We start from the raw sequence: 21,674 nt of genomic DNA on the forward strand, positions 1-21,674 counted from the left end.
GACGAGATCCAAATTCCCAAGCGGAAGACCTGAACATTATCTACGAGGTCAGCGAACTGCCTCCACGGCTCTTATCAGACAAGGGTCCTTCCGCCTGGGCTCACCCCCTCGAAGAAGGGGCGATAGGGTTCGCCGTGCTTGACCACAGCGTGTACGGTGCGCGCCATCTTGGCCGCGATGGCGGTGTAGGCCTTGCGGCGCAAATGGGCGTTATGTCGATCTCGTGCGATGTAGCGTTCGAACTTGTCGCGGAAGCTGTTCGTGCGTTTGAGCACGGCAACCTGCCCAGCCATCCAGAAGGTTCGGCGGAGTCGGGCATTGCCGTATTTGGAGATCCGGCTCTGGCCGCGGAACATGCCGGACTGGACGGTGGCGAGGTCCATGCCGCAGAACTTCAGGAATTGGCGGTGATGGCGAAAACGGCGCAAATCCCCGGCCTCTGCCAGGATGGTCAGGGCGTTGATCGGGCCGATCCCGGGGATGGTTGTCAGAAGCTGGTAATCGGGATGATCGGATAGAAGCTCGACGGCCCGCGCCTCGATCTCGTTGCGCTGGCGAACCAGGCTTCGGCCTTCGGCCAACACGAGGCGGAACATGCGCACGGCGTCGGAATCCGGGTGAACCGGCAGGCCCACAGAGCCAACCGCCGTTGAGTAAATATCTGAGAGCAGGCGCTCTTTGGACACCTTGCGGCCGACCACCTGCCAGGCGTCGTCGACGAAGACCTCCTTGCTCATGGCCGTGATCATGCCGGGCGTTGGATACTTCTCGAGGAAGGCGAGGAACCAGTCGGTTCGCGAGCTTCGATGAAACCGTTCGGCCTCGGGAAAGTAGAGCGGCAGGTAATGCGTCAGAATGCGGTGCCAGAGCTCGGTCTTCGAACGCGAGACGATCTCATGGGTCTTCGACAACTCCTGGATGTCGGCAACGCCGGTCGCAAGCGGATCGTGGAAGAACTGCACCGCGCCGATCTCCAGCATGCGCAGGATGACCTGGGCGTCCTTCGGATCGTTCTTGTCCCAGCTGTTGTGCAGGGCCTCACGCGTTCGAGCCAGGCCAACAGAGGACACGAGCTTCAGATCGAACCCGGCCTGGCCGAGATGATGCGCCAACGGTCGATGATAGTTGCCGGTCGCCTCGAACCCGATCCTCACAGGCAGACCGTAGTCCATAAGGATGGCGGCCAAGCGCCGAAAGTCGTCGAGTGTGTTTGTGATCGTCAATCGACGGCGGCGCTTCTTGCCAGGCGCGCCGATCAGCACCTCATGGCGGTGCTTGGAAATGTCGATGGCGACCAACAAGGTCGAGGCGGTAGTATCGGTGGCGGTCATAGCCGGTCTCCTCAGCGGTGTGGTTTGTGCAAAACCACTGTTGAGACCTGAGACCCGGTTATGGCCACCCGCTGCGCTATTTGGGGGCTGCGCGTGCGGCCATAACCTCAAACAAGCGCTTCTTCCCGAGGTGCTATGGCAGCGAGTTCATCTCCCGCGACCTCGATCTGTGGGCCTATGCGAACGACGTCACCCTCGACTTCTCACGGCCGGGCAAGCCTACGGACAACGGCTTCATCGAAGCCTTCAACAGCAAGCTGCGGGCCGAATGTTTGAACGCACACTGGTTCCTGAGCCTTGCGGATGCCAGCGAAAAGTTGGAGGATTGGCGTCGATACTACAACGAGGTTCGGCCTCACTCGGCGATCGGATACAACGTCCCGATCGCGTTACAGAATCCCGGTGGCGCAGCCAGCCCGTCACCGTGAAACAAAGCCGGAAAACTCCAGCCACCGGCGCTCCAAAGTTCGGTCTCAGAGCAATGAAACCCGGGACTCTCCAAACAACTGGCGGGAAGTCGGGGCTCAGGTCAAAGCCCCAAACCATTACATCCATCGGAATGCGCGATGGGGCGCACGTCGGTCAATCCAAATGACCACTGATATAATCCCATCCGTCACATCTTTCGGCGGATGAGCATCCAGACGACAAAGAATGCACCGACTGAACTGGTCACAATACCGATGGGCAACTCCTGCGGCGGCAGAAGGGTGCGGGCGACCAGGTCGCTGGCAAGCAGCAGCGCTGCACCGAATACAGCGCATGCGATCGCCAGCCGACGGTGGAGCTGACCTGCAACCCGACGCGCGAGATGCGGGATCATCAGCCCGACGAAACCGATGACGCCCGCCACCGCAACCAGGATCGCCGTGGTGAAAGCGGCCGCCATAAAAGTGAGCATGCGAAAACGGGCCACCTGCACACCGAGGCTTTCGGCCGTGCTCTCGCCGGCGAGGAATGCGTCGAGCCTGCGATGGTTCCTGAGCGCGAAGGTGACAATGCCGGTCGCACCGAACACCGCCAGCCCGATGTTGTCCCAGCGGGCGAGCCCAAGCCCGCCCATCGTCCAGAACAGGACCGAATGGGCAGCGCGCTGATCGCCGGAAAAGACGAGATAGTTGGTCAGCGCCGTGAACAGGAAGGAAACGGCAAGCCCGGCCAGAATAAGCCGCTCGGGACCTTGGCCGCGGATGCGGTTGACCAGCACCAGCACGATCGCGGCCGCCAGCATGCCGCCCGTAAAAGCTGCCACTGGCAGCGTCCAGATGCCGAAGCGGTCGCCGAACATGGTGATCACCGATACGGCGCCAGCCGCAGCCCCCGACGACAGGCCGAACAGGAACGGGTCGGCGAGATCGTTGCGTGTCACGGTCTGGAGCAGAGCGCCGACTACGCCGAGGCCGACGCCGACACAGACCGCCAACAGCATGCGTGGCAGGCGCAGGTCGACAACGATTCGACTGACCGGGCCAGAAGGAGCCTCGACGCCCAGGCCTGCCGCGTGAGCCAGCGACGCGACCACGTCGGCGAGCGGGATGAGCGTCGACCCGTATGCGATCGACAGCAGCACCAGAACGGCGACCGCCACCACGCCTGCGAGGATCGAAGTTCCGTAAAGCTTAGACGGCACGTTTAGAAGGCTTCGGGGTGCATCGCCCGGGCAATCTTGTCAATCGCCTCGATATTGGCCGGGCCGGGCGTCAGTTCGGCATAGCGCAGCGCCACGAATCGTTCGTTCCTGACGGCGTCGGTTTCCTTCATGGCCGGATGCGCCTTGAGGAAGTCGAGCAGCTTGGCGTAGCCGGCATCGTCCTGATAGTCGAGCAGGATCAGGAATTCGGGGTTGCGGGTCGCGACCGTCTCCCAATCCGTATTGCCCCAACTCGTCTCCATGTCGGCCATGATGTTCTCGCCGCCGGCGGCTGAGATCATGGCAGTCGGGATGGCAAACTTTCCTGCAGTGAAGGGCTTGTCCTCACCGGAATCGTAGAGGAACACGCGCGTTCCAGTGCCGTCGCCGACCCTGGCGGTGATCTCGGCGAGCTGCTGATTCCAGCCGTCTATCAACTTTTCCGCCTCGTCTTCCTTGCCAAAGACCCGGCCGAGCTTCTCCACGTCCGTGTAAAGCAGGTTCATGGAAGCAGCCGGCCTGTCGCTGTCGAGATGGACGCAACTTTCCGTCAGCACCAGGGTCTTGATGCCATGCGGCGCCAGCGTATCGGGCGTGACGTCGCCTCCCGGCTTCATGCCGTAGTACCAACCGGCGAAGAAGAAGTCGGGCTCGACCGAGATCAGGTTCTCCAAAGTCGGATATTTCGGCGCCAGTTCAGGGATCGATCCTCGCTGCGCGACGAACTCCGGCCCGACCTTGTACCAGCCGGTGATGCCAGTCAGGCCGACGATGGAGGATTGGAGGCCGAGCGCGAACGCCATTTCCGTCATGTTGAGGTCGTGGATGACAGCGCGCTTCGGTGGTGCCTCGAACGTTAGCGCTGTCCCGCAATTGTCGACGGTGACCGGGAAGGCCCAGGCGGCAGAAGCCGCAACGCTTGCGGCAAGACAGATGAAAAAGCGCTTCAAGGTAAAAATCCTCCAGTGGATCAGAGATTGACAGAGAGCCGCATCGGAATGTCGAAGATCGTCAGCTCACGGTTATCGGCCGGGTGCGGCAGGCGCAGCACCTCGACGCAGAAAACCTCGCGAATAAGGTCCGGCGTCAGGGTCTTCGCCGGTGTGTCGAGTGCTACAAGCCGGCCCCTGTTCATGATCGCGACACGTGACGCGAAAGGTGTGACGAGCGGAAGGTCGTGAAGCACCGCGACCACCGCGATGCCCAGGCTTGCCACCAGTTCAAGGATTTCGCTGCGCGCACGCGGATCGAGATGATTGGTAGGCTCGTCCAGGAACAGGACCTTCGGCTCTTGCGCGATAGCGCGGGCAAGCTGGGCACGCTGGCGCTCGCCACCGGACAGGGAGCCGATCGGGCGATCGCGCATCTTCAGCAGACCCGTTCGCTCGAGCGCACGAATGACTGTGTCGCGCTCCTCGCTTTTTTTGCGCAGGCCGGTGTGAGGAACTCTGCCAAGTTCTACATAGTCGATCACCGCCAGGCGAGGGTCTGCCTGATCCGACTGACCTACGACGGCGATATTCAGGGCACGTTCGACAGGAGAAATCCGGTCGAGGGAGTTGCCTTCGAACCTAATCTCGCCCGAGCTCGCCCGGAGCAATCCCGCGAGCATTCGGAGCAATGTCGTCTTGCCGGCTCCATTCGGCCCGATGATGGCCAGCCGATCAGCCGACGCCACTGTCATAGTGACGCCTTCCACAAGACTCGTCCCAGCCGCGGAACGAAACCCGAGATCACACGCCTCAAGCAAAACCGGGTTCATTGGGTGCCGCCTGCATCAACGAGAGCGGGTATGCGCGAAAGCGTCTTGCCCTTGAGCCCGGGCGGGCGTTGGCTTTCGTTGCACCAACCGTCCGAGAGTGAGCGGTAGAGGCGTGCGAACGCGAGTAAGTGGAGAGCATCCCGATCCGGCTCGATGTCACCGAAGAGATAAGTTGCTTTGCCATGTGCGGAGAAGGCGACCGTCAGCGGCCTTCCGCATCCGGCCATGCAGTCGGCTCCATCCAGACGAAACCCGCCGACAAGGCCACCATCGAGTGCTGCGCGCAGCAAAGATATCAGTCGTTCACCGGGCAGCCTTTCGACTGTCCGCTGGCCACGACAGCGTGTGCAGACAACAATGCCATGCCCTGGTTCAACGTCCTCCATTCGCCACCCTTTCCTCAAGGTACGGAAGGATGGCGCGCATGACGACCGAGGATCGCCTTCGAGCTTCCTCCCGGCGCACCCCGTCCGGTCAATTCTCGCTGACGGCAGGTCTCCTGGCTTGCGGGTCCCAGCGCCATCCTGCCTTCCCGGCTCTTCGGCCAGTGGCATGTCGGATATTGCTCGCCGCTTACAGTTGCGGGGGCAGCCATGGCCTTGGCCCGACGGGCCGCACCATGTTCCCTTTTAACCCAGGCCGGCTGCGGCCCGGGAACCATCGTCCGCAAGCGTATCGCGGTCGTCGTGCAATCGCAATGCTTCGGAATTGCTTACCCTCCCATCGAAATGACAGTCTCGGTCCGAGCCTTCGCCAGATGGGTTACCTTGGACGGCTATAGGACGAGGACGAGGTGACCGAGTCATCACGCCACCTGTCTTTCCCAACTGGGGAACGGGTCGGGCAGGTCGCGCCAGCGGCCCGGCATGAAGTCGCGTTCGGCCACGAGACAGGCATCGAGTTCGGCGCGGATACGGCTTTCGTCCATCGGGTCGCAACCGATGAAGACGATCTCCTGCCGCCGGTCGCCCCAGATTGGGTCGAGATAAGGCTTCATGGCCATGTGCCATTCGGGGTGGTCCGGCCATCGATGCTTCGGCACGGAGGCCCACCACAAGCCGCGTTTGCCTGTCCGGATCAGCGCGCCGGCCTGGCTGATCTCGCCGACATAATGCGGGCGCGTCGCCAGCCAGAAGAAGCCCTTGGCGCGGACGACGCCCGGCCACGACCGGTTTATGAATGCCTTGAGCTTCATCGGGTCGAAGGGCCGTCGCTCGCGATAGACGAAGGAGCGGATGCCGTATTCCTCGGTCTCGGGAACATGGTCCTTGAAACCGTTCAGCTCCTTGAACCAGAGTGGGTGCTGTTCGGCCTTCTCGAAGTCGAAACGGCCGGTATTCAGGACCTTGTCCAGCGGTACCTTGGCGAAGTCCGTCTCGATCAGCTCCGCATCGGGGTTGAGCGAACGGACGATCTTCCGTGCAAGGTCGAGATCGTGCGCGGGGGTGGCCGACACCTTGTTGAGTAGGATCACGTCGGCGAATTCGATCTGTTCGACGAGCAGGTCGACCAGTGCGCGATCGTCCGCGTCGCCAGCGGCCTCGCCGCGGTCTCGCAGGAAGGCCTGTGACGCGTAGTCTTTCAGGAGGTTCGCGGCATCGACGACCGTGACCATGGTGTCGAGCCTTGCGACATCGGACAGGCTTTCGCCGTTCTCGTCGCGAAAATCGAAGGTCGCGGCAACCGGCAGCGGCTCGGCGATGCCGGTTGCCTCGATGAGCAGGTAGTCGAAGCGGCCATCCCGCGATAGGCTGCGCACCTCCTTCAACAGGTCGTCGCGCAGCGTGCAGCAGATGCAGCCATTGGTCATTTCGACCAGTTGTTCTTCCGTGCGCGACAGGTTGGCGCCGCCGTCGCGCACGAGCGAGGCATCGATGTTCACCTCGCTCATGTCGTTGACGATGACCGCGACGCGGCGTCCCTCGCGATTGTTGAGCACATGGTTGAGAAGCGTGGTCTTGCCGGCGCCGAGAAAGCCGGAAAGCACGGTGACGGGCAGGCGATTCGAGGGTCTGGCTGTGTCAGGCATGGCGGCCTCTTGGTGGGAAGAACATAGGGAAGGAGCGCGCCCGGCCTGTCGGCCGGGCGCAGGCGAGGAGGGTGCGTCGCGGTCAGTGCGCCATCATCTCTTCGACTATCTCCTCCGCGCCCAGCGAGGACGGGTAGTAAGTCGGCCAGTTGGTCACTTCCTCCAGCAGGGCGGCACGATCATCGCCCCAGTAGAGGTGATAATGGTCGGCCTCCGCCGGCGCGATCTTGTGATCGCTGAACTGGATGTATTGCGGGGCGGCATCGTCACCTTCGGTCTTTTCGAAGATGAAGCGCACGCCGCGGTTGCCCTTCTTGTAAGTCAGGATCTCATAGCCGTCGCTGGCATAGCGGGCCTTGAGCGGCTTGCCGTCCTCAAAGAACGTCACGGTGTCGCCTACGATGGTGATCCGCTCTACGTCGGTCTTGTAGCCGATTTCGTAATAGGCCTTGTATTCGTCGGCGGTCTGTTCGCCGCTTTCGGCCTTGTGGGCCATCACCGGATCGAGCGTTCCGTCCTGCAGGTAGGGATAGACCGACTGCCAATCGCCGGCCCAATCCGACAACGGGCGGTCCTTGATCTGGCTGTCCTCGAAGTAACCCTTGTAGATCTGCTCATCGCCGTGACTGTGAGCATGGGCATGGGCCTCCCCGTCGTCATGGTCGTGGACCGCGCCGCTTCCGCCGACTGCAACGACGTTGAAGGGCTTGCCTTCAACGGCGATCTCGCCGGCTTCCTCGAAGGTTTCGGCATTCACCAGATGCAGCTTTGCATTCAGCGGGTCGGTGACGACGACATTGTCGCCGGCAACCGCCACGCGCGGACGCGGATCGCTCCAATGGCCGTCCATGGAATAGGGTTCGGTCAGCTTGATCGACTGCGCGATCTGCCCGTTGAGCACGTCGACCTTGTGCAACTGGCCATCCTCGGTGACCACATAGGCGAACTTCGCGCGGATGGGATCGACCGCGAAGTGGACACGGCGCGTCGGCAACTGCACGAGATGGAAGCCGTCTTCACCCTCGGACGGATCGACGATGACGATGCGATCGGCACCGTAATTGCCGATGAAATACTGCAGCGCCTTGCCGCCGATCAGGGTCGAGGAACTGCCTTCGGGGAGCGACGACGCATAGGGCAGGTGCTGAATGGTCGGCGCACCGCCGTCCTGCTTGATCAGCAGCAGGCCGGTGTCGCAGGCAAGCGCGTAGAGGCTGCCGGAGCCGGCCGAACCGTGCAGGCCCGGGCAGGCGACATCCTCGCCGACCGTATTGCCCTCAAAGTCGACCACGCGCGCGCCGATCGGCCGCTTCGATGCGTCTTCCGGGTTCGGGATCGAGACGACGACATGGTTCCGGTAAGGAACCGCGACCCCGTGATGCGGCGCAACGACATTGGCGGTGCGGACTTCCGGCTTTTCGTCGAGGACGGCTTTCTCGGTGAAGACGCGAACCTGGTCCTCGCCATCGAACCACTGGGCGATGTAACCCTGCATTTCCACGAAATGCGCCGGCTTGTCGCCGTCCATCTGGACATGCAGCAGTTCCGCGTCGTCGACGTCGATGTCGCCATGATCGCCGTGATCGTGGAAGGCGATGCCGCTCTTGATCGCGTTGACCTTGCCGGCGGAGCCCTGAACGGCAAACACCGTCTCTCCGCTGGACGAACGGTGAAGCGTCGCCGGTCCCTCGACCGTGAAGGCGTCGAGCAGGTCGCCGTCCAGCGCATCGATAACCTTCACGACCGGGTCGGCGTGGTCCGAAACGAACAGCCGCCAGGCGGTCACCTCATCCTCGTCCGCGAATGCAGCGCCGCCACCAAGCGTAGCGGCGGTGGCGAGCACAGAGGCACCCAGGATCAAACGTCTCATCCTTCTCTCCTTCTTTACGATATTACATTACATGTGCAGGCCACAGACGGCCCATATTCTTGAGCGCTCAGCCGCCATTGATCGCGGTCGCGAGCGTGGTAGCGTTGTGGCGCATCAGGTCGATGTAGGTGGGCGCCGGTCCGTCGGCTGGCGAAAGCGCATCGGAATAGAGCGTGCCGCCGAGCGCGAGACCGGCTTCCGAGGCGATCTGCTCAACGAGGCGTGCGTTGGAGATGTTCTCGGCGAAGACGGCCGCTGCCCGCTTCTCGCGGATCTCGCGGATGAGCGAGGCGACGTCCGCCGCTGAAGCTTCCGATTCCGTGGACACACCCTGGGGAGCAAGGAAGGTCACCCCGTAATCGCGCTCGAAATAGCGGAAGGCGTTGTGGGCGACGACGGCTACGCGCCGGTCCTCCGGAACGGCGTCCATGGCCTGCCTGATCTCGTCGTCGAGGGCGGTCAGCTCATCGAGATAGGTTGCGGCGTTTGCTTCATAGGCCGCGCAGCCTTCGGCATCGGCGGCGCAAAACGTGCGGGCGATATTCTCGACATAGACCTTCGCGTTGGAGACCGACTGCCAGGCATGGGGATCGTTCGGCGCCGCGTGGAATACCGCCTCGCCGTTCACGTAATGGTAGTGACCGCCATCGGGGTCGTGGGCGATATCCGCACCGTCAGTCAGCGTCGCGATCGCCGCCGATGTGCCGCTTGCCTCGACAAGGCGCTGCAGGAATCCTTCGAACAGCAGGCCGTTGACAAGGACAACGTCGGCACGGGCCAAGGCGATGGCGTCTGCCGGCTTCGGCTCGTAGACATGGGTGTCGCTGTCGGGGCCGACCAGTGTCTTGAGTTCGATCCGGTCGCCTCCGACAACGCGTGCGAAGTCGCCGATGATCGAGAACGTGGCGACCACGGAGAGTTTTTCCGCCTCGGCACGCGCCGGAAGGGAAAAGGCGGAAAGCCCCATGAAGATCAGCGCGGTGGCAAGTCTGGTCAATTTCGTCTTTGTCATTCCAATACCCTTTACTGGTCAGGCTGTGCGGTGAGCCATGCGTGGGCGACGGGAGAGCAGTGCCCCGCGCGGGCTTGCAATCACCGAGGCGAAATAGGCCACACCTGCTGAAAGGATGATCGCCGGGCCCGAAGGCAGCGAGGCATGGTAGGAAAGGAGCAACCCGCAGACCGACGACAGCATCCCGAGCGCGATCGCCAGCAGGCACATGATCTCGGCCCTCTGGGTCCAGAAGCGTGCGGCGGCGGCCGGCAGGATCATCAGCCCGACCGAAAGCAGGGTTCCGAGCGCCTGGAAGCCTGCCACAAGGTTGATGACCACCAGCCCCAGAAAGATGAAATGCACGGGTGAGCCCAGCCGCGATACCGAGCGCAGGAAAAGAGGATCGAGGCATTCCGCGACCAGCGCCCGCCAGAAGATGGCGAGTGTGCCGAGCGTGAGGGCCGCGACCAGACCGATCAGCGTCAGCGCGTCGTTGTTGAGCGCGAGGACCGTTCCGAACAGCACATGCATCAGGTCGACGCTTGAGCCGCGCAGCGACACCATCAGCACGCCGAGCGACAGCGAGATCAGGTAGAATGCGGCCATGGACGCGTCTTCCTTCTGGATCGTCAGCCGCGCCACCGCACCCGCACCGAGCGCGACAACGATGCCGGCGATCAGCCCACCGATGGTCATCGGCACGATCTGCAGGCCATAGAGCAGGAAACCGGCAGCCGCGCCGGGCAGGATGGCATGCGCCATCGCATCGCCGGTCAGGCTCATGCGCCGAAGCATCAGGAATACCCCGACCGGACAGGCGCTGAGGGACAGCATCAGAGCGCCGGCCAGCGCCCGCTGCATGAAGGCGAACTCGGCGAAGGGCGCAAGCACGGCGTCATATAAGGCAGCCATCAGGCAGCACCCCTCCGGCTCTCGGCACCCATTGCGGCTGGAGCCTCGTCTGGAGCTCCATGGTGCCTGTGCGCACGATGAGCGCCGGTTTGCGCGAGGCTGTGTTCCCCGGGTGTGCACCATGGGGCGTTTTCGTCCCAGGCTTCGCTGAACTGGCGCGCTCGAAGCAGGTTCTCCGGCGCGAGCGTCATGCGGGCGTCTCCCCAGGCTACCGGCCGGCGGGCGAGAAGCAGCGCCTCCGGAAAATGCTCGCGGACCAGATCGAGGTCGTGGACGACGACCATGATTGTGCGCTTTTCGCCGTGCCAGCGCTTTATCAGGTCGACCAGATCCGCGATCGTCCGCGCGTCGATGGCGTTGAAAGGCTCGTCGAGCAGGATCAGATCGGCGTCCTGCACCAGCACGCGCGCGAACAGGGCACGCTGCAACTGCCCGCCCGACAGCGTATCGATCGGCCGTTTTTCGAAACCTTCGAGCCCCACGCCCGACAGCGCTCGTGCCACGGCTTCGCGGTCTTCCGAGCGATAGCGGCCGAGAAGGCCGCGCCGAGGCCACAGGCCGAGTGAGACCAGATCGATGACGCGAGCCGGAAAGGAACGATCCAGTTCCGACTGCTGCGGCAGATAGGCCAAAGTGACGCCGGAAGCGATCTTGCAGGCACCCGCCATCGGCCTGAGCACGCCGACGATCCCCTTCATCAGGGTCGACTTGCCGGAGCCATTGGCTCCGACGACGGCGGTAAGCGACCCCTTGGCGACCATTCCATTCAGATGGTGAACCGCCGGATGGCTGTTATAGCCCAGTGTCAGGTCGTCAAAGGTCACGCATACAGACATTTCGGTCCCGTCCTCGTCGAAGCCAGCCGGCTCCGGCCTTGACGACCGACTATGTTATGTTAGAACGTTCGTCAATGAAAAATGTTATAGCATAACACATGGTCACCGCTCCCACCTCTACCGCGATCGCATCCGCAAACCGCCGGCACGGGCGCAATCGCCAGCTCGTGCTCGATGCGCTGGAGCGGGCGCAAAAGCCGATGGGAGCCTATGAGCTTCTCGAGCTTCTGCGAGAGGATGGGCTGCGCGCCCCGCTCCAGGTGTACCGGGCCCTCGATCAACTCATCGATGATGGAACTGTCCACAAGATCGAGAGCCTCAGCGCCTACGCGCTATGCACCGGGCTCGATTGCGGCAGTCACGGTCACGCGGCGTTCGCGATTTGCAGGGCCTGCGGGCGGACCAGTGAATTCCACGATGCGGAGCTGGATCGGGTATTGCGGCGGCTAGCCAGGAAAGAGGGCTTTCGCGCAACCGCGACCACCGTGGAACTCTCGGGCCTGTGCGAGAGCTGCGCGAATGGATAAGACGCCGGTTTTCGTGTTGACGGGGTTTCTGGGGGCTGGAAAGTCCACGCTCCTCAATCGCGTTCTCGCAGATCCGGCTTTCGCCCACACCGCCGTCATCATCAACGAATTCGGTGATATCGCGCTCGACCACGACCTCGTGCATGTCGGGAAATCGCAGGTTGCCCGCACCACCGCGGGCTGCCTCTGCTGTACTCCGGGCAGCGATATCCGTGCGACACTGCACGAGCTTCAGACCCTTGTGCAAGCTGGCGAGGTCTCCTTCGACCGTGTCGTCATCGAGACGACCGGCCTTGCCGATCCGGCGCCTCTCGTGAATCAGCTCATGCCGGGCGGGGAAGCGGCCCTTGGTCTGCGCGATCATCTTGTCGCTCGAAATTACGAATTGGCAGGCGTCGTCACGCTCGTCGACATCGTCACCGGCGAACTGTCGATCGAGAACCATTTCGAGGCAACCAAGCAGGTCGCTTTTGCCGACCGCGTCGTGCTGACGAAAACCGATCGCGCGCGCGATCCTGTCTCGGTCCGGGATATCGAACGACTCAAGGGCAGTCTCGCGGCACTCAATTCAGCCGCCAAGATCGACGATGCGCACCAGCTGGGTTTCCATCCGGCTTGTCTCTTCCAGCGGCGGTCCTATGCGCCTGCCTCGCTCGGCGACGATGTGATCGGGTGGCTGGCGCTGGAGGAAGCCATTCGGGGGGATGGCGGTCACGGCCAGGTGGCGGCCGGCGCATCTTCCTCAACGCGCCACGCGGGAAGGATCCGCACATTCGCGATCACCCGCGACCAGCCGATCGGGCGTGAAGCCTTCGGCAAGTTCCTTGGCCTTCTTTCGAAGTCGGGGGGTCCCCGCCTGTTGCGGGTCAAGGGCCTGGTGCAGGACAGGGACGAGCCAGAGCGGCCACGCATCATCCATGTCGTCCAGCACGCCGTCTATCCTCCGGCCGTCCTGGACGCCTGGCCCGGCGAACATCGCCAGACTCGCCTTGTCTTCATCACCGACGGTATCGATCCGGAGCCGGTTCGGCAGCTTTTCGAAGCCGCCCTTGACGGCAAGCCGGTCAAGACGGGGTGGGCACTGAAGAACCTCGCTTCGGCGATCGCGGACACGTTCAGGTCCGGGACTGCCCAACTGACACGTGCCTTGACCGGCTGACCGCGACGAAACATCCAGGAGACGAACATGCCCATCCAACCCGCTGAACAAACGCCTGTCACCGTGCTTACCGGCTATCTCGGCGCCGGCAAGACGACGCTCTTGAACCGCATTCTATCCGAACAGCATGGCAAGAAGTATGCCGTCATCGTCAACGAGTTCGGCGAGGTCGGCATCGACAACGACCTCATCGTCGACGCCGACGAGGAAGTGTTCGAGATGAACAATGGCTGCATCTGCTGCACGGTGCGCGGCGACCTCATTCGTATCATCGAGGGCCTCATGCGCCGCAGGGACCGCTTTGATGCCATTCTGGTGGAGACGACGGGGCTGGCCGATCCGGCGCCCGTGGCCCAAACGTTCTTCGTTGACGATGATGTCCGGCGGAAAACCAAGCTGGATGCCATTGTCACTGTGGTCGATGCCAAGCACCTGCTCGGCGAAATCGATCATGCTCACGAGGCGCAGGAGCAGCTCGCCTTCGCCGACATCGTCATCCTCAACAAGACCGACCTGGTTGCGCCCGAGGAACTGTCCGCCGTCGAGGCTCGCATCCGCAAGATCAATCCGACAGCGACGATCCGGCATTCCACGCGCTGCGACGTGCCCCTCGACCAGGTTCTCAATCGCGGCGCCTTCGATCTCGATCGCGTCCTCGAGATCGAGCCGGATTTCCTCGACGGCGATCACGACCACGATCACGACGACCATGTGACGAGCTTCTCGCTGATGACGGAGAAGCCGCTTGATCCGCAGAAATTTCTGCCGTGGGTGCAGATGATTACCCAGCGCTTCGGCATCGACATCCTGCGCATGAAAGGCATCCTCTCCTTCAAGGACGACGATGATCGCTTCGTCGTCCAGGCCGTCCATATGCTGCTCGAAGGCGACCACCAGAGGCCCTGGAAGAAGGATGAGCCGCGCGTCAGTCGGCTCGTTTTCATCGGCCGCAACCTGCCCAAGGACGTGATCGAGGACGGTTTCATGAAATGCCAGGCGGAGCCTGAATCGGTCACGGCGCTGAACGCGTAGACCGGCCCCGAAGGATTTCGTCCCTTTTTCGAACGGCGGGCTCCGCCAGGCTGGCCGTGCGCGGAGACACGACAATGATGAACCGTCTTGCGAACCCTTTCGCTCCGCGCCGGGCTGTTCCGGAAAAATCCCGGCAGATCAAGGTTTGGGTGCGGGAGCTTTGCAAGCTCGACGACGACGTTGTGGTATCGGTCACCGAACTCGCCTGCCGGGACGATGGCTGCCCCGATATCGAGACCGTCATCGGCATCATGCGTCCTGGCCAGCCGATCGAGATCATCCGCTTCCATAAGCCCATCTCGGAGATCATCGAAGATGACCTCCGGGCACTGCCTTCCTGAATTGCCGAACGCATCCACGGACCCAGCCCTTACCTTCCATCCATCATTCGGGAGCATTCATGCGCATTCTGCTTTTTCTTGCCCTTTCGCTCGGCCTGTTCTCAGGCGCAGGCCAGGCCCTCGCCTAGGGCGATCTGCTCGCCCGCATCGAGAAGGCCGGCATCATCCGCATCGCAATTACGCAGGGCCACGCGCCGTGGGGTTCCCGAAGGACGCGCCGCCGGAGTGGCGCGCCATCAAGACTGGCATCCGAACGCTGCTCGATCGCTGGATGGCCGATGAGCCGCAGGATGACGGCAAACAGCGAATGGCTTTGAACACCGCATTTGCATGGAGAGGACAATCGCATGGCTAAAAAAGGCTTCAAACTCACGCCCGAGCAGACGGCAAGCCGACAAGTCAGGCCGCTGGCTGTAGCCACAGCCAACGCCTGGTGAGTGATGGATGATCCTATGCAGACCGCAACGCCTCCGCCTTCCGCCACACCAAAATCGCGCATGCTTCGAAATGTCCTCTACGGGCTTGGGGGCCATTCTCCTGGCCATCCTGTTGCTCGCCATCGTCATGCCCAGCCAAACATGGAAATTCTGGTATTCGCGGATGTCCATGCCGCGCAAGCCACGACATATCGGTTTGATCTGTTCTCCAACCTGTTGACCCGTACCTTACGTTATACCGTATAGGTGCCTTGCTGACGGACAGTTGCGCTTCGGGAATAGTCGAAGGTCATCATAGACTATGAACCAGACATTCGGATCGGAGACGATTTTGAGCTCTGCGATTTCTCAGGCGCAACGTATCTCGATTTCAAAGATGTTGAGGCAGGCTCTGCTCATATATTCCGACCCCTCTCCAGCAAGGCACGACATGAACTACCGACTGGCCAGCTGGCGCAAATGGCTGCCGGCTCTGGCAGCAGTCTTGTTGCTCTCAAGCGGTCAGGCCATGGCGCAGGACAGTGAGAAAACCCAAACGCAGGATCAGGAGTATCTTTGTCAGGATCCAGGGCCAGATGTTTTTGTGAATGAAAGCAAGCTCGCGGAAAAATACGACTCCAATCATCTGATCTCGTTCCAACTCAGTGAACAGCTCAAATTCAAAATACCGCGCCCGTTCACCTATCCGCGCACATTTTGGTCTCATCTTGGGTGCAACCCGAAGGCGAGGCATTTGGGATTCGTCTTCTGGATGCCGGACCTGCGCGCGCCGGCCGAGGACATGGCCGGGCGGCCGGACTTCCGCTACCAGGAAGAAGGCAGGCCAAAGCCCGACAAGGACGAGTTCCTCGTCATCATTCCAACCGTCGAGGTGATGAATGATCACGACAATAGCAGGTCTGGACGTCTGGCGCCGTCGGTAGGCTTCACAAATTACCTGGCACGCCTCGTTGATAAGCGTCGATACATACTCAAATCAGAACATGCCGGGCTGCTCCATGTCGTTCCAGTGGAGGGTGAGATTAATGGCGACTACTACGTCAATCTTGAGGACGGCCGCGACGAGATCATGATCGATTGCAACTGGCTGTACCAGTGTTTCTTTGACCTCTATCTGAGCGACCACGGCCTGGGCATGCATGGCACCTTCCCGAAGGACGCGCTGCCTGAGTGGCGCGCCATCAAGACCGGCATCCGCACATTGCTGGAGCGCTGGATGGTCGATGAGTAGCACCAACAACGACTCACCTTGAACACCGCTTTTGCATGGAGAGGATAATGAAGACTTTTATACCAATCGTCGCTGCGGCCGCTGTGACCGTGGCCGGATTGACCACGGCGGCGCAGGCAGCGACCGCTACGGGCAATCTGCAGGTCAGGATCACGATCGCCCAGGAATGCCAGATCAATGCCGGCAGCGGCGGCACTGGCGCCGGCGATGCCGTCCTGGACTTCGGCACACACGGCGTGCTCAACACCAATGTTGATGGTCAGACCGCCGTCAGCGGCACCGGATCGATCCAGGTGCAGTGCACAAACGGCACCGCCTATCAAATAGGCCTCGACGCCGGCCTGAATCCGGCGACGCCCGGCGACGTCAACTCACGCCGCATGAAGAATGGGACCGAGTTTGTAAGCTATCAGCTCTATCAGGATTCGGCTCGCACCACCGTATGGGGCAATACCAGCGGCACTGGCGGCAATACGGTCTCTAAGACCGCCGACGGTACCATCCAGAGTGCACAAGTGTTCGGCCGTGTCCCGCCGCAGAACACGCCCACGGCTGGCATGTACACCGACACGGTAGCCATCACGGTCACTTACTGATGCGAAGCACGAGGATGCCATTGATGCGCCGGTTTCTCGCGCTGCTTGCGCTCATCCCTGGGTTGGTCCTGGCGCAAGACGGATGGGCGGCATCCTTGCAGGTGTCGCCTGTCTCCGTCGACCTGACCGCGCCGGCCCAGGCGTCTTCCGTCAATCTCCGCAACAATGGCGACCGACCCGTCAACGTCCAGGTTCGTATCTACAAATGGACGCAGAGCGGCGGCGAGGACCAGCTGGTCCCCGCCACCGATGTGGTCGCGAGCCCGCCGGCGGCCACGCTGCAACCGGGCACCACCTATACCATTCGCGTGGCTCGCACGGCTGCACCGGTCACGAGCGGCGAGGAGAGCTACCGCCTGCTGATCGACGAGCTGCCCGAGGTCAATGTCCGTCGTCCGGCCGACGCCGTCACCCTCGTGCTCCGCTATTCCATCCCCGTGTTCTTCGCCGACCGGTCCGCCGGCGCCGAATTGCGCTGGCAAGTGCGCCGTGACGGCGGTCGCCTCGTAGTGGAGGCGACGAACGCCGGCAGCCGCCACGCAAAGATCGCCAACCTGACGGTCGCCTCCCCTACGGGCAAGGTCAGCTTCGGCGAGGGGTTGAACGGCTATGTGCTGCCGGGCTCGACCCGGCGCTGGATCGCCAGTGCTGGCGCCCAGCGCATCCGGCCGGGAAGCACGGTCACCATTACCGCCAAGGGGGACGACTATGAAGTCAACCAGATGTCGGTTGTCGCAGGCCACTGAGCGGTGCGTCCTTTCTGGCTGCGTGCTCCTCACCCTTGGCATCGCCGGCGCTGTGGCGACGGCCGCGGCACAAAGTACTCCACCGGCCGGGCTCGCTGATGGCAGCCATGACCTGCTGCTCGGCGTCGTCATCAACGGCCGGTCGACCGGTGTGCTCGCGACTTTCAAGCGCCTTCCGGACGGAACGCTTGCGGCTACGCCCGGCGACCTGCAGACCGCTGGTATCAAGCCGCGAGCCGGCAATATCGGCACCGATGGCCTGATCCGGCTCGACAGCCTCGCTGGTGTCAATTGGCGCTACGATGAGCCAGCACAGAGCATCATCTTCATTGCCTCGGATGGCGCGCAGGTCCCGACCACCGTGGATGTCGGCGCCGAGAGTCGGCCGGCGGACCTTTCGGCAGTGCGTTCCGATTTCGGCTTCCTGGCGAACTACGCCCTGTACGGCACGTCCCTGTACGACTGGGACGGTGGCGGGTCCACCAGCACGTTGAGCGGGGCCTTCGACGCCCGACTGCTCACCCCCTTCGGCGTCGGGTCGACCACGGCTCTGGCACGGATCAACGATTTCAGCGATTTCGAGAGTAACAGCAATGGCCTGTTACGCCTCGACAGTGCCTGGCGTTACACCGATCCGGAGAACATGCTGGTCTATCAGGCCGGCGACTCCGTGTCCGGATCGTTGTCCTGGACCTCGTCCTATCGTTTCGGCGGCCTCCAGTTCAAACGCAACTTCGACATCCGGCCCGACCTCGTCACCAGCCCGGTACCGAACCTCAGCGGTACCGCTTCGGTACCCTCGACCCTCGATCTTTACCTCAACAACATCAGGGTGTTCACCGGTGATGTCCCGGCTGGTCCATTTGACTTCACCGGCCTGCCCTTCCTGGGCGGTGGTGGCGATGCCCGCATCGTCATGCGCGATGCGCTCGGCCGTGAGGTGGTCACCGAGCGCGCCTACTTCTTTGCACCGGACATGCTTCGGGCGGGTTATCTGGACTTCTCCACCGAACTCGGCTTCCCCCGCCTCGGATACGGAGACAGCTCGTTCGACTATGACGGCAACTTCGCAGGCTCGGCCAGCATCCGCTACGGCCTCACGAACTGGCTGACACTGGAAGGGCACTTCGAGGCAACGCGCGGCCTCGTCAATGGTGGCGCAGGATTCGTCGCCGGCCTTGGCCCGTACGGGACGATCAGAACCTCCTTCGCCGGCAGCCGGTTCGATGACGACGCGTTCGGGACCGAGACCGGTGGCAAGCTGTCCGCGCTCTACCAGGTCTCGCGCAACGGCTATTCCTTTTATGCCGGCACAGACCGCATGATCGGTGACTACAACGATATCGGCCTAGTCGTCGACCGCCGGCATAATGTCGAGGCCCCGATCTCGGCTCGCGCCCGTGAGGTGGAACGAGTCGGCCTGTCCTTCCCCCTCGGCTTCGATTCTTCCTCTCTCAGCCTCGGCTACTCCCGGATCCGCGGCGCTGGCGATGGAGATTCCGACATTCTCACAGCCTCCTGGTCGCGAACGGTCTTCGACAAGGCCTCGGTCTACGTCACGGGCTACAGTGATTTTAACGATCATGGAAAGCGCGGTATCTTCGCCGGTTTCACTATGCCTCTCGGTGGCAACCTCACAGCATCGGCCGGTGTATCGGGTACCGGTGAGCGGACCAGTTTCGATACCAGCCTGACCAAATCAGCGAGGCTCGAGGAGGGGGCGCTGGGTTGGTCTCTGCGCAACAGCAACGCAAGTGATGGCTCCGGCAGCCGTGCTGCATCCGTGAACTACCGCGCGCCCGCCGCCTATCTCGCCGGCTCGGTCGAGCAGTCGGGCAACATGGCCCGTGTTACCGGCACGGTCGAGGGCGCGGTCGTAGCGGCCGGCGGTGGCGTGTTCCTGGCCAATCGGGTCGAGGATGCCTTCGCCGTGGTCAAGGCCGGGGGCCCGAATGTCGACGTGTCGCTGAACAATCGCCGTGTCGCCACCACCAATGCCGGTGGTCGCGCCTTCGTGCCGTATCTCGAGTCCTATCGGAACAACACCATCTCGATCGACCCCACTAACCTGGAACTTGACCTGCAGCCCGAGGCAACCCAGACGGTCGTCGTTCCGGCCGACCGCTCCGGCGCGGTCGTGGATTTCGGGGTGAAGAAAGTGGAAGCGGCCATCGTCACCCTGACCGGCCCCGGCGGCCAGCCGCTGCCGGTTGGATCGGTGGTCCAGCTCGACGGCTCCGATCAGACCACTGTCGCTGGCTATGACGGCCGCACCTGGCTGACCGGCCTGGGCGCGCGAAATGGCGTCACTGTCACCTTGCCTGAGGCGGCGGGCACCTGCCGCGCTGTCTTCGACTACAAGGCCGCCCCAGGAGCCCAACCCGAGATCGGGCCTGTCCCCTGCCGATGAGAAGGGATAGCCCCCATACGCCCGTCCCTTTCTCATGGCGCCGGTGCATCGGTGCCAGTTGGCGGCCTGCACCCGCTGTGACGGCCGTGAAGGGAGAGAGCCACCAACATAACCATGTCTATTTCGCCGTCGCTTAATGATGATCGCCAGGAAGCCCCGATGACCGCGCCCCTCTGCCTGCTCCTCTTTGCACCCTTTGTCGCACTTGCGATGGTGCTCTCAACTCCCGACGCCAAGGCGCAGACCTGCACCGTCACCAGCATCAGCAATTTCGGGACGACCACGGTGGATATCGTTCCAAATGCGGCCGCGTCAGCAACGGGTGAGGTCAGCTACAACTGCTGGTCCCCTGTGCGCTTCACTGACGTCCGCCTCTGCACCTACATCCGTGTCGCCAACGGAAACCAGATCGGCCCCAGCGACTACGCCTTCTATCAGACGCGCGACACGGACTCCCGTCTTGGCTGGGAGATGAGGGAACAGTTCAACCGCCGCTACGCGCGCGACGGTGGCGGCAGCATTTCGACCGGCGGCATCAAACTGTATGTCGTAGGCGGCGGCTTGAAAAGGAATATCAGCGGCACAAATCGTCTGACCTTGACCTATCTCGACCGGCAGCAGCAAGACCGCGTCCGACCAGGCATCTACACCAACACCTACCAGCTGGTCACCAAGTACCTGTTCAACTCCGGGAACGCGACCTGCGAGGCCGGGCTGACCAATCCCACCGGCACGATCGTAACCGATTTCACTGTCACCTCCGTCGTGCCCAAGAATTGCCAGTTCGAGAATTTCCAGGATATCGACTTCGGGTCCTGGGGCTCGGTCGCGGCCGCGCGGGCAAGCTCGACCGAGGTGCGCGCGTTCGGCAATGTCGGTATCCGCTGTACTTACGAGACACCTTACAGCATCACGATCGACGACGGGCAGAATGCGAGCGGCGGCATCCGGCGCATGAGGAAGAACACCGATCTCCTAGCCTACCAGCTGTTCCAGCCGGGCTGCAGCATCGCTTGGACGGTGCTGTCCCCGCTCGCAGGCATCGGCACCATCGTAAGTGCCATCAACAACCATCAGGTCTGCGGGCAGCTGACCACGCCGATCAGTGTCGCGCCCACCGCCGGGACCTACAGCGATGTCGTCGTCGTTACAGCCACCTTCTGAGGGTGAGAGCGAGCATCTCGCTGGTATCAGCCTGGCGTTCAGTACTCGTTCGACAGCAAAACTCACTCGATCCCAACCCTTTCAAGTCATCAGAAGGAAGCAGATAATGAACAGTGTTCCTCGACTTGTTGTCCGCGTTGTTGCCAGCTACGTCGCGCGCAATCGTGTTTCGAGCAGTGAACTGGCGAATGTGGTCTGCTCCGTTCGCGAGGCGTTCGAGCGATTGAGGCATGAGCCTCCGTCAGAATCGCAGGTGCCTGTTCCGGCCGTCGATATCCGACAATCGGTTACGCCCGATTACATCATCTGCCTCGAGGATGGGAAGCAGTTCAAGTCGCTGCGGCGGCATCTGGGAACACTTGGTCTCACTCCTGACGAATACAGGCAGAAATGGGGCCTTCCGAAACACTACCCGATGGTAGCGCCGAACTACTCATCGAAGCGTTCAGCCTTGGCGAAGGAGGCTGGCCTGGGACGGAACCGCCACAGGGCATCAGTGCGGAAGCGGATGGGCGCTGCTGCCGAGTAGAGCGTCGCGTTACAGGCCTGATGGACGCATCGCATGCAGGAACTCAAGCCCACAGATGCCGGACGTACCGGCCGGCTTTACTCCCTGGCCCAATGAGGCCCTGTCGGCTCGAAGCTAGGCTCAGGACCTGTTAATTTG

At 62.3% G+C, this 21,674-nt stretch carries 20 protein-coding genes, 1 pseudogene and 1 riboswitch; of the genes and pseudogenes, 11 read left to right on the forward strand and 10 right to left on the reverse strand.

From position 1 onward, the window contains the following. Positions 1-74: 74 nt before the first annotated feature. Positions 75-1,331 carry an IS110 family RNA-guided transposase gene (locus AC07E3_RS19260; RefSeq protein WP_478364135.1) on the reverse strand — a complete coding sequence of 419 codons (1,257 nt, stop codon included), beginning with the start codon at positions 1,329-1,331 and terminating at the stop codon, positions 75-77. Between the two features lie 137 nt (positions 1,332-1,468). On the opposite strand from AC07E3_RS19260, the pseudogene AC07E3_RS19265 reads away from it, so the two are divergent. Next, positions 1,469-1,759 (forward strand): annotated as a pseudogene (locus AC07E3_RS19265) (integrase core domain-containing protein); the annotation flags it as partial. Positions 1,760-1,947: 188 nt separating this feature from the next. Here AC07E3_RS19265 and AC07E3_RS19270 read toward each other — a convergent pair. The 9 genes from AC07E3_RS19270 to aztA all read right to left on the reverse strand — a co-directional run bounded on the left by AC07E3_RS19270 (position 1,948) and on the right by aztA (position 11,364). Then, positions 1,948-2,961 carry a FecCD family ABC transporter permease gene (locus AC07E3_RS19270; RefSeq protein WP_478364137.1) on the reverse strand — a complete coding sequence of 338 codons (1,014 nt, stop codon included), beginning with the start codon at positions 2,959-2,961 and terminating at the stop codon, positions 1,948-1,950. 2 nt (positions 2,962-2,963) lie between these two features. Then, positions 2,964-3,911 carry an ABC transporter substrate-binding protein gene (locus tag AC07E3_RS19275; protein WP_478364139.1) on the reverse strand — a complete coding sequence of 316 codons (948 nt, stop codon included), beginning with the start codon at positions 3,909-3,911 and terminating at the stop codon, positions 2,964-2,966. 20 nt (positions 3,912-3,931) lie between these two features. Continuing rightward, on the reverse strand, positions 3,932-4,723 hold the full coding sequence (locus AC07E3_RS19280; RefSeq protein ID WP_478364141.1) for an ABC transporter ATP-binding protein: 792 nt from the start codon (positions 4,721-4,723) through the stop codon (positions 3,932-3,934). Next, positions 4,720-5,109, reverse strand: a complete 390-nt coding sequence (locus tag AC07E3_RS19285; protein ID WP_478364143.1) for a DUF1636 family protein — start codon at positions 5,107-5,109, stop codon at positions 4,720-4,722. The genes AC07E3_RS19280 and AC07E3_RS19285 overlap by 4 nt, the downstream gene beginning before the upstream one ends. Before the next feature lie 86 nt (positions 5,110-5,195). After that, positions 5,196-5,400, reverse strand: a riboswitch (cobalamin riboswitch). Positions 5,401-5,528: 128 nt separating this feature from the next. Continuing rightward, positions 5,529-6,752: a zinc metallochaperone GTPase ZigA gene (gene zigA, locus AC07E3_RS19290; RefSeq protein WP_478364145.1), complete on the reverse strand. Its 1,224-nt coding sequence runs from the start codon at positions 6,750-6,752 to the stop codon at positions 5,529-5,531. A gap of 82 nt (positions 6,753-6,834) precedes the next feature. Beyond that, positions 6,835-8,622 (reverse strand): zinc metallochaperone AztD, encoded by a 1,788-nt coding sequence (aztD, locus tag AC07E3_RS19295; protein WP_478364147.1) that lies wholly within the window; start codon positions 8,620-8,622, stop codon positions 6,835-6,837. A gap of 67 nt (positions 8,623-8,689) precedes the next feature. Beyond that, positions 8,690-9,634: a zinc ABC transporter substrate-binding protein AztC gene (aztC, locus tag AC07E3_RS19300; protein ID WP_478364149.1), complete on the reverse strand. Its 945-nt coding sequence runs from the start codon at positions 9,632-9,634 to the stop codon at positions 8,690-8,692. Positions 9,635-9,652: 18 nt separating this feature from the next. Further along, positions 9,653-10,528, reverse strand: coding sequence for a zinc ABC transporter permease AztB (gene aztB, locus AC07E3_RS19305; RefSeq protein WP_478364151.1), 876 nt, complete (start codon positions 10,526-10,528; stop codon positions 9,653-9,655). Next, complete coding sequence (gene aztA, locus AC07E3_RS19310; RefSeq protein WP_478364153.1) at positions 10,528-11,364, reverse strand: zinc ABC transporter ATP-binding protein AztA; 837 nt, start codon at positions 11,362-11,364, stop codon at positions 10,528-10,530. Before aztA ends, aztB begins: the two co-directional genes overlap by 1 nt. A gap of 98 nt (positions 11,365-11,462) precedes the next feature. On the opposite strand from aztA, the gene AC07E3_RS19315 reads away from it, so the two are divergent. The 10 genes from AC07E3_RS19315 (at position 11,463) to AC07E3_RS19360 (ending at position 21,536) form a co-directional block, all read left to right on the forward strand. Beyond that, the gene (locus tag AC07E3_RS19315; protein WP_478364155.1) at positions 11,463-11,891 is read left to right on the forward strand and encodes a Fur family transcriptional regulator; all 429 of its coding nucleotides are present in this window, start codon (positions 11,463-11,465) and stop codon (positions 11,889-11,891) included. After that, positions 11,884-13,050 carry a CobW family GTP-binding protein gene (locus AC07E3_RS19320; protein ID WP_478364156.1) on the forward strand — a complete coding sequence of 389 codons (1,167 nt, stop codon included), beginning with the start codon at positions 11,884-11,886 and terminating at the stop codon, positions 13,048-13,050. The genes AC07E3_RS19315 and AC07E3_RS19320 overlap by 8 nt, the downstream gene beginning before the upstream one ends. A gap of 27 nt (positions 13,051-13,077) precedes the next feature. After that, positions 13,078-14,082 (forward strand): CobW family GTP-binding protein, encoded by a 1,005-nt coding sequence (locus tag AC07E3_RS19325; RefSeq protein ID WP_478364157.1) that lies wholly within the window; start codon positions 13,078-13,080, stop codon positions 14,080-14,082. Between the two features lie 74 nt (positions 14,083-14,156). Beyond that, on the forward strand, positions 14,157-14,423 hold the full coding sequence (locus AC07E3_RS19330) for a nitrate reductase (RefSeq protein WP_478364159.1): 267 nt from the start codon (positions 14,157-14,159) through the stop codon (positions 14,421-14,423). Between the two features lie 867 nt (positions 14,424-15,290). Then, entirely contained in the window at positions 15,291-16,091 is an 801-nt protein-coding gene (locus AC07E3_RS19335) for a hypothetical protein (RefSeq protein ID WP_478364161.1), read from the forward strand. Positions 16,092-16,138: 47 nt separating this feature from the next. Continuing rightward, complete coding sequence (locus tag AC07E3_RS19340; protein ID WP_478364163.1) at positions 16,139-16,687, forward strand: Csu type fimbrial protein; 549 nt, start codon at positions 16,139-16,141, stop codon at positions 16,685-16,687. A gap of 23 nt (positions 16,688-16,710) precedes the next feature. After that, positions 16,711-17,433, forward strand: coding sequence for a fimbrial biogenesis chaperone (locus AC07E3_RS19345; protein ID WP_478364165.1), 723 nt, complete (start codon positions 16,711-16,713; stop codon positions 17,431-17,433). Continuing rightward, positions 17,396-19,843, forward strand: coding sequence for a fimbria/pilus outer membrane usher protein (locus AC07E3_RS19350; RefSeq protein WP_478364167.1), 2,448 nt, complete (start codon positions 17,396-17,398; stop codon positions 19,841-19,843). The genes AC07E3_RS19345 and AC07E3_RS19350 overlap by 38 nt, the downstream gene beginning before the upstream one ends. Before the next feature lie 159 nt (positions 19,844-20,002). Next, positions 20,003-21,007: a Csu type fimbrial protein gene (locus AC07E3_RS19355; RefSeq protein ID WP_478364169.1), complete on the forward strand. Its 1,005-nt coding sequence runs from the start codon at positions 20,003-20,005 to the stop codon at positions 21,005-21,007. Positions 21,008-21,113: 106 nt separating this feature from the next. Beyond that, positions 21,114-21,536 carry a Ros/MucR family transcriptional regulator gene (locus AC07E3_RS19360; RefSeq protein WP_478364171.1) on the forward strand — a complete coding sequence of 141 codons (423 nt, stop codon included), beginning with the start codon at positions 21,114-21,116 and terminating at the stop codon, positions 21,534-21,536. The last annotated feature ends 138 nt before the right edge of the window (positions 21,537-21,674 follow it).

Source organism: Nitratireductor lacus (assembly GCF_056431025.1).